The organism is Polynucleobacter sp. MWH-UH2A (assembly GCF_018687195.1).
Lineage (GTDB): Bacteria > Pseudomonadota > Gammaproteobacteria > Burkholderiales > Burkholderiaceae > Polynucleobacter.
In genome coordinates this window covers 618,606-632,363 of record NZ_CP061321.1, presented here as the reverse complement: position 1 = coordinate 632,363, position 13,758 = coordinate 618,606, and the positions used below count along the sequence as shown (strand labels likewise).

Sequence of the window (13,758 nt, the reverse complement as noted above, 5' to 3'; positions counted from 1 at the left end):
TCTATGCTGCTCGAAATTATTCATGAAACCCAATACGACTATGATCCGAGCGTTGAGATTGCGCAGCATTTTGCTCATCTAAAGCCAGCCTCTCTTCAAAGTCAACAGGTTCTAGAAACAGAGATTCAAGTTAATCCTAAACCTGCTTGGTCAGAGGAGAGCTTGGATAACTTTGGAAATATACGAACTTTCTTTTCTCTGCAAAATAGACATAGCGAGCTATTAATCAACGCCAAATCATTAATTGAAACCAATAGAAATTTTCAAGCAGGCCCTAAACCGCAAGATACCCCCGCATGGGAACTAGTGCGCGAATACTTTCGCTATCACTCCAAAAGCAAATGGGATGCAGCATCAGAATTTTTATTTAGCTCTCCATTTGTGGAAATTCGCCCTGAATTTTATGAATTTGCTAGAGCAAACTTCACGTCAGGACGTCCAATACTAGAAGCTGCAATTGATTTAACCCAGAGAATTTATGGTGAGTTTCACTATGTCAGCAAAAGTACAGATATTGGTACACCCGCACTCGAAGCTTTAAATAATCGAGAAGGTGTCTGCCAAGATTTTGCACATATTCTGATTGCGTCTCTTCGCAGTCTTGGACTACCAGCTAAGTACATCAGTGGTTATATCCTTACCAACCCACCTCCTGGTCAACCACGTCTAATTGGCGGGGATGCCTCTCATGCATGGGTGTCTGTTTATGTGCCCAATATTGATTCAAATGGAGATTTAACAGTTGGAAATTGGTGTGACTTAGATCCCACCAATAATCGCTGGGGATACATCTCTCCAGGTGAAGACTATATTCACCTCGCTCAGGGCCGAGACTATGCGGATGTATCCCCCATCCGAGGCGTCATTCATGGCGGATCAGATCACAAACTAGATGTTGCAGTTACAGTCAGACCTATAGAGCGGTAGGACCAGTCTCACCAGTACGAATACGAATGACCTCAGTGAGCGGATGTACAAAAATCTTCCCGTCACCAATCTTTCCGGTGTAGGCCGCCCGAGAAATTATTCGCAACGCATCTTCCAGCAGTTCATCAGAAACTGCCACTTGAATTTTTAATTTCAAGATAAAGTCAATGATGTACTCGGCACCACGATAAAGTTCGGTATGCCCTTTCTGCCTTCCAAATCCTCGCACATCATAAGATGTCATTCCATTAACACCTATTTCAGCAAGAGCCTCATGAACTTCATCTAACTTGAAAGGCTTAATAATTGCAGTGATTAGTTTCATAATTCACCATAAGATCAGATCATTGCATTGCACAAAATATCTTAAATATTAATTAAACAACTAGCGAGGATGCAAAAGAAAAATATTTGCACCTGGTTTGTGCAAATAACTCTTAATAACCAATCAAAAAGTCATAATTGGTTGAAAATATAAGCATTAATTTACTTGAAAATTCTAAGACTCATTTTGGTGCAGCATATTAGCAAAAGTGTGCATCAAACCATTTCTTCTTGATGGCTAAGACATATGCTTTGGCATGCGCATCAGAATTACAAAAGGACTTATCCTCGACGCTTATTCATCTAGCAAGAATCATCTTGCTCAGATATTATTTCCCGCTGGAGAATATTTTGCGAATTTCACTCCCGATGGAAAGATTGAAATCTTGAACTCTGGAGTAAGTAAGGCTCAATTTTCTTTTTCCCAATTTAGGGAGAAATTATCCTTGGGGGAGTTTGTCCTTCTAGAGACGTAGTTTGTATATTCAGATGTCGCATTTCGAGAAGCTTGAAGCTTAAATTCAGATCGGGAATTGGTGGACCGCTGTGCTGTCGGCCAACCAAAAAACAGATGGTGCAGTCTTTCTTTACCCCCTAAACATAAAGTAAACGGCGCCAAGCAAACAAAACCCCGCCCAGATGTAATCAGTTTTAAATGGCTCGCCCATATAAAAAACAGCAAATGGCACAAACACGCTAAGTGTAATAACCTCTTGAGCAATCTTGAGTTGACCCAATGAAAAATACCGAAAGCCAATTCGATTGGCTGGAACTTGAAAGAGATATTCAAGCAAAGCTATTGACCAGCTCGCAAATACAGTAATCCACCAAGGCTTGGAGGATAAGTTCTTTAAATGGGCATACCAAGCAAATGTCATAAAAACATTAGAAAGAACCAAGAGGCTAATAAATGAAAATGGCCCAAAGAGATTAGATAGATTCGGCATACTTCAATATTAACGGGTTGCTAGACCTATTAATGAAAAACCACCCGAAGGTGGTTTCTTGCACATCATTTTAAATCTTGTTACCCACAATTTTTACCAGATATCATCTGAGGGTCATGTCCAACTGGCAAAGTAATTCCTTTTTCTTTTGCCCGCTTTTCCATCTCAGTATGTGTTGTGGTCATAATGGCTTGACGCTCTTCCCATGACTTTGCATCAGCCATCTTATCCATCATTGCTAAACGCTCTGCTGGAGTCATGAGCTGTTGCATGACCTTCATTGGCGAGTTAGGTCCCGTCATCTGACCTTGCATCATTTGTCCGCGCATCATCCCTGGGCCCATGCCATTACCCATCGGACCTTGCCTCATCATCCCCATGGGCCCATTGCCACCCATTGGACCTTGTTGAGCATGAACTATCGCAACTAAACCCAATGCGACAGTGACACCAATCACCACTTTTTTAATCATCTTCATCTCGTCTCTCCTTTAATTAATGACAGCAGCAACTTTGACCGCCACAACCACCACCTTTAGCCAACTCCTTTGAAGCAACTGTATCTGCCGAGCTAATTGTTGACGGATAACCATCTGCCTCTAGTGCAGCCAACAGAGGACTTGCGCCGCCTGGAAGATCTCCAGTCACGCTAGCAGTACCAGTAGATAAATCTACGACCACTGTTTGCACGCCGGTAACTGCCCTCAGCGCTTTTTCAACATGCTTCACGCATGAGCCACAAGTCATTCCCGTTACTTTTAAATTGACTGTTTCCATAACACCCTCCTTTGTTTGTATTCATTATTGGTCTAGGCTATAAAAAGACGTATGATTCTGATCATATGGAGCTGTATATTCCCCAAACCCTCAAAGAACTATTGCCAGATGCACTTTTAAGTCAGTGCAAAGCACACCCCTTTGCCAAGGGTGAATACCTTTTTCACCTAGGAAAAGCCCCTGAATACATGTTTTTTATTGTGTCTGGAGAAGCGGTACTGAGTAGATCAAACTCTCATGGAGAGGCGACTATCTTGCAGCGCTGTAAAGGGGGCTTTCTGAGTGAAGCCAGCCTACTAACAGACGTGTATCACTGCGATGCGATTGCCACTCATGCTGGGACAGCCATTACCCTGCCAATCCAATCTTTTAGAAGCTCCCTCAAAGATGAGCAATTTTCTTCAAAGTGGATCAAGCTCTTAAGTAGAGAAATCATGCGCCTTCGTACCCAATCTGAAAGGCTTGGGCTAAAGGATATTAAAAGCAAATTGATTCATCTGATTGAAACTGATGGAAAGCGAGGAACTCTGGTGCTGGAATCTGACTACAAGTCGCTTGCCTCAGAACTTGGTATCACACATGAAGCGCTTTACCGCGCGCTATCCAAGATGGAAGCAGAAGGTTTGATTGAGAAACAGAAAAACTCATTAAGGCTTGTCAATAAATTATTTCGAGCCCAAGATTGCTAATTAATTTGAGTCGAGGCTAGCGCAACTAATTAGCCTTTAGGTCTATCAGAGTCCTCTAAGGGATACGCATCAGCAACATACGCCGGCCCTTTCATTAGAACGACTATGTAAGCTCCAATAACGATAGTAAAAATCGCAATCCAATAACATATCAAGGTTGCGATCACTAAGATATCAATTAAACCTGAATTACCAGCCACCTTGGGGTCAGAGGAAATAATGCGCGTCAAAAATGAAGGCATCAAAATTGCCAATGTTCCCATCAGCGTCCAAAAAGGCGCTTGACGCAAGATCCATCTCTCCTTACCAGGAGGTGACGTTTGAAAGCCCGGGAGGCGATTCAATAACTTACTCATTTGATTGAGCGCTTTTTTTGACAAATAATCTAATAAAAAATACAAACATCCCAATCATAAAAAGAATCACTGCTAAGCTCAATTGACCAGCAAATGTTCCGAATAACTCCAATAACATATAAGGCCTCCCTATATCATGTTGATTCATTCTGACCATTTAGAAATTAAGCCCTTTGATCCAAATCAAAATATAAAGACTTGATTCGCCCTCATAATAAGTTCATGATTTACATCAAATAAAGAGAGAATGTGATGCTCATCAAATGCCCAAGCTGTCATAAATTTAATCGACTACCTCTGGATCGGATCAATCACAAACCGATCTGTGGATCGTGTAAATCAAATCTACTTTTGGGTCCAATTGATGCTGATCAGGCAAGCTTTAGAGAAGTCTTGACCCAAAGTAAATTGCCAATCATTGTTGATTTTTGGGCGCCTTGGTGTGGGCCCTGTAAGATGTTTGCCCCGACCTTCGAAGCAAGCGCCAAGAGGCACGGTGAAAAAATCCTGCACATCAAAATAGATACCGAGGCTAATCCTTCGATTGGCCAACAATTTAATATTCGCTCAATTCCTACATTGGCAATATTTAAGAATGGGGCTGAAGTTGAGCGAATCTCTGGCGCACTTCCGCCAGCGCAACTAGAACAGCTTGTATTAAAGGCAATATGAGTACAGCTATAAAGTATTTTTTAGCAACTAGGCCAGCTTTTCTTACTATTACTATTTTTGGTTGTTTGATTGGTTTTGTTTTTGGAAATTTAACAAACAATCCCAATTGGACCATCAACCTCCTTGCGTTGGCAATGGCGTTACTAGCACATGCCGCAGGCAATGTATTAAACGATTATTTTGATCACTTAAATGGATCTGACTTAATCAATTCAAATCGAGTCTCGCCCTTTACTGGCGGAAGCCGCTTCATACAATTAAATATTTTTCAGCCCAAGCAAATTCATCAATTTGGAATTCTGCTACTCCTGCTGGCAACGATCCTTGGTCTTTTTCTTTGCTTTATGACAACTTGGAAACTTTTGCCAATTGGAATCCTTGGAGTAATGCTCTTATGGATGTATTCAGCACCACCTTTTAAGCTTATGTCACATGGAGTTCTTGGTGAAATTGCGATAGCACTCTCTTGGTCCTTGGTTGTCATTGGATTTTCAGCTTTGCAATCGAGGGTCATTGATATTGAAATTATTCCCATTGCTATTGCATACGGACTAATGGTTGCCAATATCCTATTTTTGAATCAGATTCCTGATATCAGTGCAGACAAAAGTTCGCAGAAAATGACGCTAGCAGCTCAATCAAACCCAAAGTATCTATGGATTTGGTACTCCTCATTTCCGCTATGCGCATACCTACTGCAAATATTTGCCATTCAACGGGAATTTGCGCCTCCACAGACCCTAGTAACTCTTTTGGTCACGCCCATCTTTTGGTTCTGCGCATTTAAATTAAAAAATGGCGAGATAGATCAATCTCATTTGAGAAAGATGATACCGATCAATATATTAGGCGTTCACCTATACGCCTTACTATTATGTGTCGGATGTATATTGAAAGCTAAAGTCCCTTTTTAGCAAATTCTTGAAGCACCTGGATGCTCGGGATCTGGACAGATAGTCTAGTAATGTTGGAAATAAGGCCCTGCTCTGCCATGGATGCCAAAGCCCGACTAATTGTTTCAAATTTGACATCCATCATTAAACCCATATCCTCACGTCTAAAGAGCGGTGCAATAGCATGAGATCCAGACTCTTTAGCCAACTTGAGGAAAAATCGCGCTAAGCGCACTTCAATTCTTCCGGTATTGATTTCAGAAAACCAAGATTCTGATTGAAGTAGAGCCTCTCCCCACTTGCGAACAATTTGCCTATGCAATCGTGGCGACTCTTCACCCAAACTCACAATAATTTGCTTCGGAATTCGACATACATGTGCATTAGTCAAGGCAACAGCAGCATGCTCATATCTATCGCCTAGCAATGCCTCCATGCCAAATAAATTACCCGGCAAAACGATCCTAACGATACGTTCAGAGCCATCAGAGTTAATATGCAAAATCTTTACATAACCACTGCGCAATGTATACAAAGACTGGGCTGAATCCCCTTGAGCATAAATCTCTGTATTTGCATCAAAACTTAAGTCATCAATGGGGCTGTGTATTTTTGAGAAGTCATCCTCATTTAATTCAGCAAATAATGCCGAACTTCTAATCGAGCAATTCTCACAATCACTTACGCCCTGCCAGGCGCTCTTAATCTCAATCGTTTTCATGCGACTAACTACACCAAATGAATATGAAACGGATAGCTACTTTCAACCATTACAAATCCAGAAAGCAAAAGCCATCCAATAATGATGAAGTTATTTCTCGCAGCGACCGCCTTTGCAAGCAGCCCCAGTTCCACAGGTGTTAATTTTCAGGATTGGGTATGCCGGGCAAAATCTAAATAAACCCGTGGCAAGCGGAACAACACCGATCCACCCCCAAGCACCAACCATCCCAGTAGCAGCCAAGCCTATTAATACCAGTCCCACTGCCATGCGCAAAATACGATCGACACCACCAACGTTGCATTTCATCTTCAAACTCCTTTAGTTATCTACTACAGTAATTTCGATACAAGACATCCATCACCTCTAATGCCACCTCATTAGAGAGGGAATAATAAATTTGCTTGCCCTCTCTTCTGGTCTGAACTAATTCTTCATTTCTCAAAACAGTCAATTGTTGAGATAAGGTTGGCTGATGTATATCAAGACATTCTTCAAGCTCACTGACACACTTCTCACCTTGACTAATCTGACACAACAGCATCATCCGATCTCTATTGGATAACACTTTCATCAAACGGCAGGCATCATCTGCTGATGACTGCATCTTTTTGAGGTTGATATTAGTTTTTAAGACGGGCATACGAATATTCTTAGTTAAGTGGCACACCTACCAAAGGACGCCCTTCTAATGTCCAAAGGTATAGAGAGCCATCATACAGCTTGGTTGATTTATTACCTACAAGCTCAGACATGACAAACCAGCCACCCGCTGCCAAATGCCCAGTGTTGCAATAAGCAATTGTTGGACCTTTTGCACTTAGTCCGTTAGCCGCCAATAAGGCATCATAAGTATTTTTCTGCCAGAAATATAAAGCGCCATTGGTTGGCTTTGCCAATAACTCAGGAGCCAATTCTTTAGAACCAGCAATATGGCCAAATGTCATGACATCAGGACGCTTAGCAAGTCCTAAATACTGCGCAGGCTGACGAGCATCTAGCAATTGTGGTTTACCGCCTTTTGATGCGGCAGCAACTTCATCAGAACTAGCAATCAATTCTTTACGATAGGCTTTTGCGGACCAGTTACCAGCTGCTTTTTGATTGTTAGCAGTTTCGTAATTGCGTCCCTCACCTAACCAACCAGCAATACCACCATCCAGCACGGCAACTTGATCTTCGCCGTAGACCTTAAATGTCCAATAGGTCCTTAATGCCTCGTCAATATCAGACATATCTTGACCAATAGGAACAAGCACAATTGGCTTATCAGAGTTTATGCCAAGGGATTGCACCAACTTCTCAAAATCAGCTTTTTCTGGAATCAAAAACTTGATTTTTTTAACATCAACAATTCGCTCTGCACGCACCTTTTTAAAATCCAAAAGACTGGAATTTGTTATATGACCACCCACTTCAACCAAAAACTTCTTGCCTGTTTTTTTATCAATATCAAATTCTGGATTTTTCAGGTAGCTAGCGAGATCAGTTCTCACTTCAATCACCTGAACCTCAGATAGATTATTAGACAACCAATCAGCACTAACTACAGGGCCAGGCAAGTTGATCGCTTGGGCCAGACTAACTAATCCACTTAAAACGACAGCTAAAAGCCATTGCATCTTTTTCATATACACCCCTTTATGAATTTACATCCAATAAACACTCAGAAAGACGACCCATCAAGTCAATCTTTCGCTCAGTTAATACATGATTTTCTTTTGAATCTAGCGCGAGCTTTCGATCACCAAATTCTTTTGTTAAGTGATGGATCTTTTGATCTCGCTCCAAAATAAGCACTTCAATTTCTACAAAAAATAGTCTAATTAAGGCGCTTATCCATCTGCAGACTGGAGCCATGCGACCTTTGACGGCCATCTCAAAACTACTTAGAGATTGAATGACTCGCATCGCATCCACCATATCCTCACCAGTTACCCATTGATTGGTAGTAAACAAACGCACTGGGATCCCCTGCTGATTTAAGGCAATCCCAATTAAATGATAAAAAGAGTCTTTATCACGCTTAATTACATGAAAATGCCCGTGCTCTCCGCTCGGCATTTCATCGGAAGAATGGGCATGGTAATAAAACTCATAGCCACTCACTTCATCTACTAGGTCGTCACTTGGATAATGCTGCCACTCAACGAATTCCTTGGCACCGCATAGCGCGGCCTCGCTTATAGTGCGACCAGACTTGGCGTACTGCATCTGAATACTTGCCAGCTCCTGCGCTGCTAACCAAAGATTGGATTGGGTGAGCATTGATTAATTACTCTGCAGCTTTACGCTTTTTAGGGCCACAAGGATTAGCTGGTCCACAGGGATTGGCTGCCTTTTTCTTTGCCGGTCCGCATGGATTGGCGGACTCCTTTTTAGGGCTACAAGGATTTTTTTGCTCCGCACCTGCTGGAGTTGTTGGTGCATCAGCCGAGTGCGCCAATGGGGCCACTGATAGGCCAGCCAAAGCTAGAGCTAATGCTGCTACGGTAGATTTTTTAGACATACACTTCTCCTTTAAAAATTAGACCGAAGTTCCGCAACCAGAGCTCTTGCATTTCTTTTCCATCCAAGATCCCAGAATAAACACTCCGATTGCTGCAATAACCATCACCACATCGACAGATAGCGCTGATACATTCAGGGCATCTGGCAATGAATCTGCTTTTGAATATTCGCCAAACGTTGTTAGGAATTCGATACCTGGATAAATTCCAGCAAACAAGACCGTTCCCAATAGCAATCCAATTAAGAAGATTGCGGCATCAATGCGTCCAGACATAAATCCGACAACCGAAGTTCCGGGGCAATAACCCCCAATTGCAAATCCTGCGCCCACCAATGCTCCTCCAATTGCTGCTGCTCCCAGAAACGCTGGGGGCACAAATAGATTGCCCGCATCTACAAGACCAATCTTCTCCAGGAGAAATAGCCCAACCGATGCAAACACAATCGCAGTAAACATCACCTTAAATACAGACCAATCGCTTAAGCGAAATTGCCCCGTTAACTTATTGGGATTACCGAAACCGGCACGCTCCAGTACAAAACCAAACCCCATTCCCAAAAGAAGTCCCGATAAAATTTCACTCATCTTACTTTTCCTCTTTCATCAAGCGACTAGCCAGAAGTCCAACTGCAAAGAATGTGACTAAAAAAGTAAATCCAGCCAAACTCAGTACTGCTGCCCCAGATAGCCCAAGACCACTGGTACAGCCTGCGGCAACACGCGCACCAAAACCAGCTAGCAATCCGCCCAGTAGAGCTGTAACAGGACGCTTAGCACCACCTAGGTATTTTTTTCCATCTAATTGAATTTGAATTCGCTTTGCTAGAAATGCTGATAAGAGTGCACCGATTGCCACGCCAATTACCTGCCATGTAATCCAGGCACTCAGTGGGTTTCCATCCTCCACCATGCCACCCAGATAATCATTAGCGCTAGTAGCAACCGGGGCGGCATGCATCCCAATCCAGGCAGTCAATCTAGTAGTAAAGCCAGTAGCCCCAAGACCATGACCAGTAGTGACAAAAGTTGCCAGCAAAACCAGTCCTAGCAAAATTCCCGCCATAAGGGGGCTCATATATTGCATCTGCTTAGCCTGTCCGCTTGTCGTTTCCATACTAATTGGCCTCATTTAAGGTTTTAATAATATATTAAGTTATATAATATTAAATCAATCAACAAAGTCAAGTTTTTAAAGCGGTTAAACAAATGTATTTGATCTAAATCATGCAAAAGACTCTTTTCATGACATAGATCATGCTGCGTCAAGAGTTAATGACTAGAATTTTTAACCAACATTAGGGTTCCATATGAAATTCCATAAGTTTTTACCAATAATCCTCATCGCCCCACTTTTTGCCATTGCGCAAACCGACGATATTAGTAAAAAGTATGACGTCGATAGCCTTCCAAATGATCACTATGGTCGTTTAGTGCGCTATGGAAAACATTTATCCGAAAAAACATTTGAAGTTATTGGCCCAGAAGTTGCTGATAAAAAAATGCGTTATGCCGGCAATAACTTAGCCTGCACTAACTGCCATCAGGAGGCTGCGACAAAAAAGTTTGCTATGCCATGGGTTGGCGCGCAAGCAACATTTCCTCAATACAGGGGACGTGAAAACGATGTCAGCACTATTGAAGAACGGGTCAATGGTTGCATGGAAAGAAGTATGAATGGCAAAGTGCTTCCATTTGATAGCCGAGAAATGAAAGCTTTTGCTACCTATATTCACTTCTTGTCTAAAGGTGTTCCAGTAGGCAGCGCTGTAGAGGGCCAAGGATTGCCAAAATACACCCCTCCAGATAGAGCGTCTAATCCAGCCTTGGGCGAGAAGGTATATGCTGAAAAATGCGCGGCATGTCATGGCCAAGATGGTGCTGGACTGAGGAACGGAAAAGTGGGTGAAGCAAAAGGCTATACATTCCCACCATTATGGGGAAAGGATACGTTTAATAACGGTGCCGGTATGAACCGTTTATTAACGGCAGCAGCATTCATAAAGACTAATATGCCCCTCGGCACATCACATGGTCAGCCAATGCTATCCGATGAGCAAGCTTATGATGTAGCTGGTTATATCCTAAGTAAGCCACGTCCAGTCAAATCGAATTTAGATAAAGATTTTCCTGCTCGCTGGAATAAGCCAGTTGATGCAGCATTCCCCCCTTATGTAGATGGCGCTTCTGCCGAGCAACATAAGTACGGCCCATTCCAGCCATTATTGGAAAATATGAAGCGATTGAAACCTGTTTTAGATAAAGGCGTGTAGAGTTAACCCGAGATCAGAAATAACTCACAATGTTTTTATTGGAATTTATTTAAATTTTTACACTTAATCTGGAGTCCATATGAAATCCACTCGTCGTCAATTTATGATTTTGTCCGCCGCTGGTGCTTGCACTTTGGCATTAAACGGTAAGGTTCAAGCCCAAGCCATGGTTGCTGAGGCCGATCCACAAGCTGCTGCATTAGGCTACAAGGCAGATGCCTCGAAAGTAGACAAGGCAAAGTACGCCAAATACGCTGCTGGTCAGCAATGTAGTAACTGCGCTTTATTCCAGGGAAAAGCCGATGCTGCTACAGGTGGTTGCTCTTTGTTTGCCGGCAAACAAGTTTCCGGTAAAGGCTGGTGCTCTGCTTACGCAAAAAAAGCTTAATTTTTAATGCGAATAACAGGCCGCCAAAGCGGCTTGCTATTTAATACCAGCAGATTTAAGCAATTCATCAAATCTCCTCCTCAACCAGCGCCCCCGCAAGAAGAAGTACCGTTACTTAAGTAACGCTCAAAAGTTCGAAATCCGGTCCACGGATTAGAACTTTGCACCAAAAAGCAATCGCACAGTCAATCGCACGTTCATATTTTGGTCGCTCATAGCCATATGCTATATAGGGTTTTGAAGACCCACGACTTCTTTTAATCCGTTGGTCGCGAGTTCGAATCTCGCCCGACCCACCAGTTATACAAAAGCCTCTAGAGAAATCTAGGGGCTTTTTCTTTTACCTCTACATACCCCAAGCCTATCTACCCTCAGATTTTTCTGGTTTGGAGGGGTATTATTTAGATAAATCATGCTATAATGCTTTCATGCTGCATGAATATAGGAGAATGCCATGGGCGCAGTTATAGATCATCCAACCATCAAATCAATCGGCTCTAGTGGTCAAATTTCGCTTGGGAAAGAACATGCAGGTCGCCAGGTTTTAGTAGAAACTCCAGAGCCTGGCGTTTGGGTGATTCGCACTGCCACCGTTATCCCAGACAATGAAAAATGGATGCATACACCAGCCGTCAAAAAGGATTTATCAACAGCTTTAGCCTGGGCACAAAAAACTCCACCGAAAGCTACTGACCTTTCCAAATTGAAAATGACTAAAGCACATGGCGCGAAACGTAAAGCCTGAGCTATTAGTTGAGCTTGATCTGAATAGTCCAGTCTTTCTATCTAACTGGGAGACCTTGGAATTAGATGAGCAACAGAAAGTCTATGCTACTTTTCAAAAAATCACGCAACTAACATGGAATCAGATTTATCGTGACAAAGGCCTCAAGTGGGAAAAGATTCATAGCATTCCCGCACCAAAAGGTATCGATGCACTTTACTCGTTTCGGGTTAGTAAATCGATTCGGGGAATTGGCTTTAGAGAGGATCACTTCCTCAGAGTCTTATTAATTGAACCAGATCATGATGCAGCATATGGAAAAAAATAAGTCACTTAAAATGAGTCGAGCGATCAATCCAGATAAAGACATTCGCAATTCAACAGACCCCGATATATCAGGGTCCTACAATGCCATGCAACGTGCTGGCAAAGCAGCCATTGATTTAGCGATCCAGACTAATACCGCGATTGTGACATCGATTAATGGCAAGGTAGTGCGAATACCAGCTTCCGAGCTGATTAAACAGCGTCAACTTAGCGCCTAAGTTCCGTTGGTCGCGAGTTCGAATCTCGCCCGACCCACCAGTTATGCAAAAGAATGAACTGATTCACCCTTAAGTATTATTAATTTCCGCAAGCAAACATCAGAGTCAGATTAGAACTTAAATGTCACAGAGAGTTGTGGCCCCAGCATCGTAGTCTTTTGCAAGACGGCGCCTGACTTCATATCGTAGTAGAGCGCACGATAAGTTAATGAGGCATCAATTAAGTTATTAAAGGTTTTGCCAACGCCAGCTGCTACTTGCCACGTCAGGTTCGTGGTACCGCCACCGCTACCAATATCAGCATAGGCCGGGATGTACCAACTAGAGTCTGCAATGCGATAACGGCCTTTAGCACCAATGATCGGATCGACTGTTGAGGTCTTACTAGAAATAATTCTTGAGCTTGATGTGCCATCTAAGTTGCCGTTTAATGTGGCGGTAATATCAATTGCTCTGACGCCTACTAATCCATCAAGGTAAGCATCTTTGTTATTCACCAAAGTGTAGGTTGCAGCACCGGTTAGAATTGTCTGCTGCAAAGTGATCTTGTCAGCAATTGTTGCTTGACCCCCATGAACTGGAATAGAGCCTGAGTTTTGCAGGGTTGCAGAAACCAAGTCGCCCATGATGCCCCAGTTTCCATAGTGCGCTTCGGCAGCAATCATGCCGCCAGACTTGAGATCACTCAGTACATTACTAGTGCTCATGTCTGCTGACTTTGCAAGACTGTTATTGAGGTTCACAGTACCTTTGATGCCTGCCCCCCAAAGATAAGGGGTTACTTCAATACGCCAATTTTCTGCAATCTTGGGAATCGGGGAGGCTTCGCCAGCACTTTGTGCTTGAGCCAAATTAGTAGCCACTCCAATAGCAATAAAAATGATTATTTTTGGTAGAGTTTTCATTATTTTTGTAAGTAAATTCAAGAGCATTGCAAGTTTATCAAAGCTTCACACAAGCTTGTACGAGTATCATGCCGTTTATATAAACAGGGTAAACCCCAATCTATATCT

The 13,758-nt window shown here is 42.7% G+C and carries 24 protein-coding genes; 9 read left to right on the top strand and 15 right to left on the bottom strand.

Annotation, left to right across the window (positions count from 1 at the left end):
- Positions 1 to 3 precede the first annotated feature (3 nt).
- The gene (locus tag IC571_RS03500) at positions 4 to 927 is read left to right on the top strand and encodes a transglutaminase family protein (protein WP_215317446.1); all 924 of its coding nucleotides are present in this window, start codon (positions 4 to 6) and stop codon (positions 925 to 927) included.
- Here IC571_RS03500 and IC571_RS03495 read toward each other — a convergent pair.
- The 4 genes from IC571_RS03495 to IC571_RS03480 form a co-directional block, all read right to left on the bottom strand.
- Complete coding sequence (locus IC571_RS03495; RefSeq protein WP_215317445.1) at positions 914 to 1,252, bottom strand: P-II family nitrogen regulator; 339 nt, start codon at positions 1,250 to 1,252, stop codon at positions 914 to 916. The genes IC571_RS03500 and IC571_RS03495 overlap by 14 nt on opposite strands.
- Before the next feature lie 586 nt (positions 1,253 to 1,838).
- Positions 1,839 to 2,198, bottom strand: a complete 360-nt coding sequence (locus IC571_RS03490; protein WP_215317444.1) for a DMT family protein — start codon at positions 2,196 to 2,198, stop codon at positions 1,839 to 1,841.
- Between the two features lie 80 nt (positions 2,199 to 2,278).
- Positions 2,279 to 2,677 (bottom strand): hypothetical protein, encoded by a 399-nt coding sequence (locus IC571_RS03485; protein ID WP_215317443.1) that lies wholly within the window; start codon positions 2,675 to 2,677, stop codon positions 2,279 to 2,281.
- Between the two features lie 16 nt (positions 2,678 to 2,693).
- Complete coding sequence (locus IC571_RS03480) at positions 2,694 to 2,975, bottom strand: heavy-metal-associated domain-containing protein (RefSeq protein WP_215317442.1); 282 nt, start codon at positions 2,973 to 2,975, stop codon at positions 2,694 to 2,696.
- Between the two features lie 11 nt (positions 2,976 to 2,986).
- Between IC571_RS03480 and IC571_RS03475 the strand changes: the two genes are divergently transcribed.
- Entirely contained in the window at positions 2,987 to 3,664 is a 678-nt protein-coding gene (locus IC571_RS03475) for a Crp/Fnr family transcriptional regulator (RefSeq protein ID WP_215317441.1), read from the top strand.
- A 29-nt stretch (positions 3,665 to 3,693) separates the two neighbouring features.
- Here the strand turns inward: IC571_RS03475 and IC571_RS03470 are convergent, their stop codons facing one another.
- Both IC571_RS03470 and IC571_RS10470 read right to left on the bottom strand, forming a co-directional pair.
- Positions 3,694 to 4,020 (bottom strand): hypothetical protein, encoded by a 327-nt coding sequence (locus IC571_RS03470; RefSeq protein ID WP_215317440.1) that lies wholly within the window; start codon positions 4,018 to 4,020, stop codon positions 3,694 to 3,696.
- A complete protein-coding gene (locus tag IC571_RS10470) occupies positions 4,013 to 4,078 on the bottom strand; it encodes a DUF3149 domain-containing protein (RefSeq protein WP_251373541.1) in 66 nt (21 codons plus the stop codon). Before IC571_RS10470 ends, IC571_RS03470 begins: the two co-directional genes overlap by 8 nt.
- Before the next feature lie 194 nt (positions 4,079 to 4,272).
- Between IC571_RS10470 and trxC the strand changes: the two genes are divergently transcribed.
- Together trxC and IC571_RS03455 are read left to right on the top strand one after the other, a co-directional pair.
- The gene (gene trxC / locus IC571_RS03460; protein ID WP_215317796.1) at positions 4,273 to 4,692 is read left to right on the top strand and encodes a thioredoxin TrxC; all 420 of its coding nucleotides are present in this window, start codon (positions 4,273 to 4,275) and stop codon (positions 4,690 to 4,692) included.
- Positions 4,689 to 5,606 carry a prenyltransferase gene (locus IC571_RS03455; protein ID WP_215317439.1) on the top strand — a complete coding sequence of 306 codons (918 nt, stop codon included), beginning with the start codon at positions 4,689 to 4,691 and terminating at the stop codon, positions 5,604 to 5,606. Before trxC ends, IC571_RS03455 begins: the two co-directional genes overlap by 4 nt.
- Here the strand turns inward: IC571_RS03455 and IC571_RS03450 are convergent.
- The 8 genes from IC571_RS03450 to IC571_RS03415 form a co-directional block, all read right to left on the bottom strand.
- A complete protein-coding gene (locus IC571_RS03450; protein WP_215317438.1) occupies positions 5,590 to 6,306 on the bottom strand; it encodes a Crp/Fnr family transcriptional regulator in 717 nt (238 codons plus the stop codon). The two genes, IC571_RS03455 and IC571_RS03450, sit on opposite strands and share 17 nt — an antisense overlap.
- 90 nt (positions 6,307 to 6,396) lie before the next feature.
- Entirely contained in the window at positions 6,397 to 6,615 is a 219-nt protein-coding gene (locus IC571_RS03445; protein WP_215317437.1) for a DUF2892 domain-containing protein, read from the bottom strand.
- Between the two features lie 16 nt (positions 6,616 to 6,631).
- Positions 6,632 to 6,949, bottom strand: coding sequence for a metalloregulator ArsR/SmtB family transcription factor (locus IC571_RS03440; protein WP_215317436.1), 318 nt, complete (start codon positions 6,947 to 6,949; stop codon positions 6,632 to 6,634).
- A 10-nt stretch (positions 6,950 to 6,959) separates the two neighbouring features.
- Positions 6,960 to 7,937 carry a sulfurtransferase gene (locus IC571_RS03435; RefSeq protein WP_215317435.1) on the bottom strand — a complete coding sequence of 326 codons (978 nt, stop codon included), beginning with the start codon at positions 7,935 to 7,937 and terminating at the stop codon, positions 6,960 to 6,962.
- A gap of 10 nt (positions 7,938 to 7,947) precedes the next feature.
- A complete protein-coding gene (locus tag IC571_RS03430; protein ID WP_215317434.1) occupies positions 7,948 to 8,574 on the bottom strand; it encodes a hypothetical protein in 627 nt (208 codons plus the stop codon).
- A 7-nt stretch (positions 8,575 to 8,581) separates the two neighbouring features.
- Entirely contained in the window at positions 8,582 to 8,815 is a 234-nt protein-coding gene (locus IC571_RS03425; protein ID WP_215317433.1) for a hypothetical protein, read from the bottom strand.
- A gap of 18 nt (positions 8,816 to 8,833) precedes the next feature.
- The gene (locus IC571_RS03420) at positions 8,834 to 9,403 is read right to left on the bottom strand and encodes a YeeE/YedE thiosulfate transporter family protein (protein WP_215317432.1); all 570 of its coding nucleotides are present in this window, start codon (positions 9,401 to 9,403) and stop codon (positions 8,834 to 8,836) included.
- A gap of 1 nt (position 9,404) precedes the next feature.
- Positions 9,405 to 9,932, bottom strand: coding sequence for a YeeE/YedE thiosulfate transporter family protein (locus IC571_RS03415; RefSeq protein WP_215317431.1), 528 nt, complete (start codon positions 9,930 to 9,932; stop codon positions 9,405 to 9,407).
- A gap of 193 nt (positions 9,933 to 10,125) precedes the next feature.
- Between IC571_RS03415 and IC571_RS03410 the strand changes: the two genes are divergently transcribed.
- From IC571_RS03410 to IC571_RS03390, 5 genes are all read left to right on the top strand, one after another.
- The gene (locus tag IC571_RS03410) at positions 10,126 to 11,088 is read left to right on the top strand and encodes a c-type cytochrome (RefSeq protein WP_215317430.1); all 963 of its coding nucleotides are present in this window, start codon (positions 10,126 to 10,128) and stop codon (positions 11,086 to 11,088) included.
- A 79-nt stretch (positions 11,089 to 11,167) separates the two neighbouring features.
- Positions 11,168 to 11,476: a high-potential iron-sulfur protein gene (locus IC571_RS03405; RefSeq protein WP_215317429.1), complete on the top strand. Its 309-nt coding sequence runs from the start codon at positions 11,168 to 11,170 to the stop codon at positions 11,474 to 11,476.
- 454 nt (positions 11,477 to 11,930) lie between these two features.
- Positions 11,931 to 12,221 carry a hypothetical protein gene (locus IC571_RS03400; protein WP_215317428.1) on the top strand — a complete coding sequence of 97 codons (291 nt, stop codon included), beginning with the start codon at positions 11,931 to 11,933 and terminating at the stop codon, positions 12,219 to 12,221.
- Positions 12,199 to 12,528: a hypothetical protein gene (locus IC571_RS03395; protein WP_215317427.1), complete on the top strand. Its 330-nt coding sequence runs from the start codon at positions 12,199 to 12,201 to the stop codon at positions 12,526 to 12,528. The genes IC571_RS03400 and IC571_RS03395 overlap by 23 nt, the downstream gene beginning before the upstream one ends.
- 10 nt (positions 12,529 to 12,538) lie before the next feature.
- Positions 12,539 to 12,745 (top strand): hypothetical protein, encoded by a 207-nt coding sequence (locus IC571_RS03390; RefSeq protein WP_215317426.1) that lies wholly within the window; start codon positions 12,539 to 12,541, stop codon positions 12,743 to 12,745.
- Positions 12,746 to 12,855: 110 nt separating this feature from the next.
- Here the strand turns inward: IC571_RS03390 and IC571_RS03385 are convergent, their stop codons facing one another.
- Positions 12,856 to 13,650: a hypothetical protein gene (locus tag IC571_RS03385; protein WP_215317425.1), complete on the bottom strand. Its 795-nt coding sequence runs from the start codon at positions 13,648 to 13,650 to the stop codon at positions 12,856 to 12,858.
- Between the last annotated feature and the right edge of the window lie 108 nt (positions 13,651 to 13,758).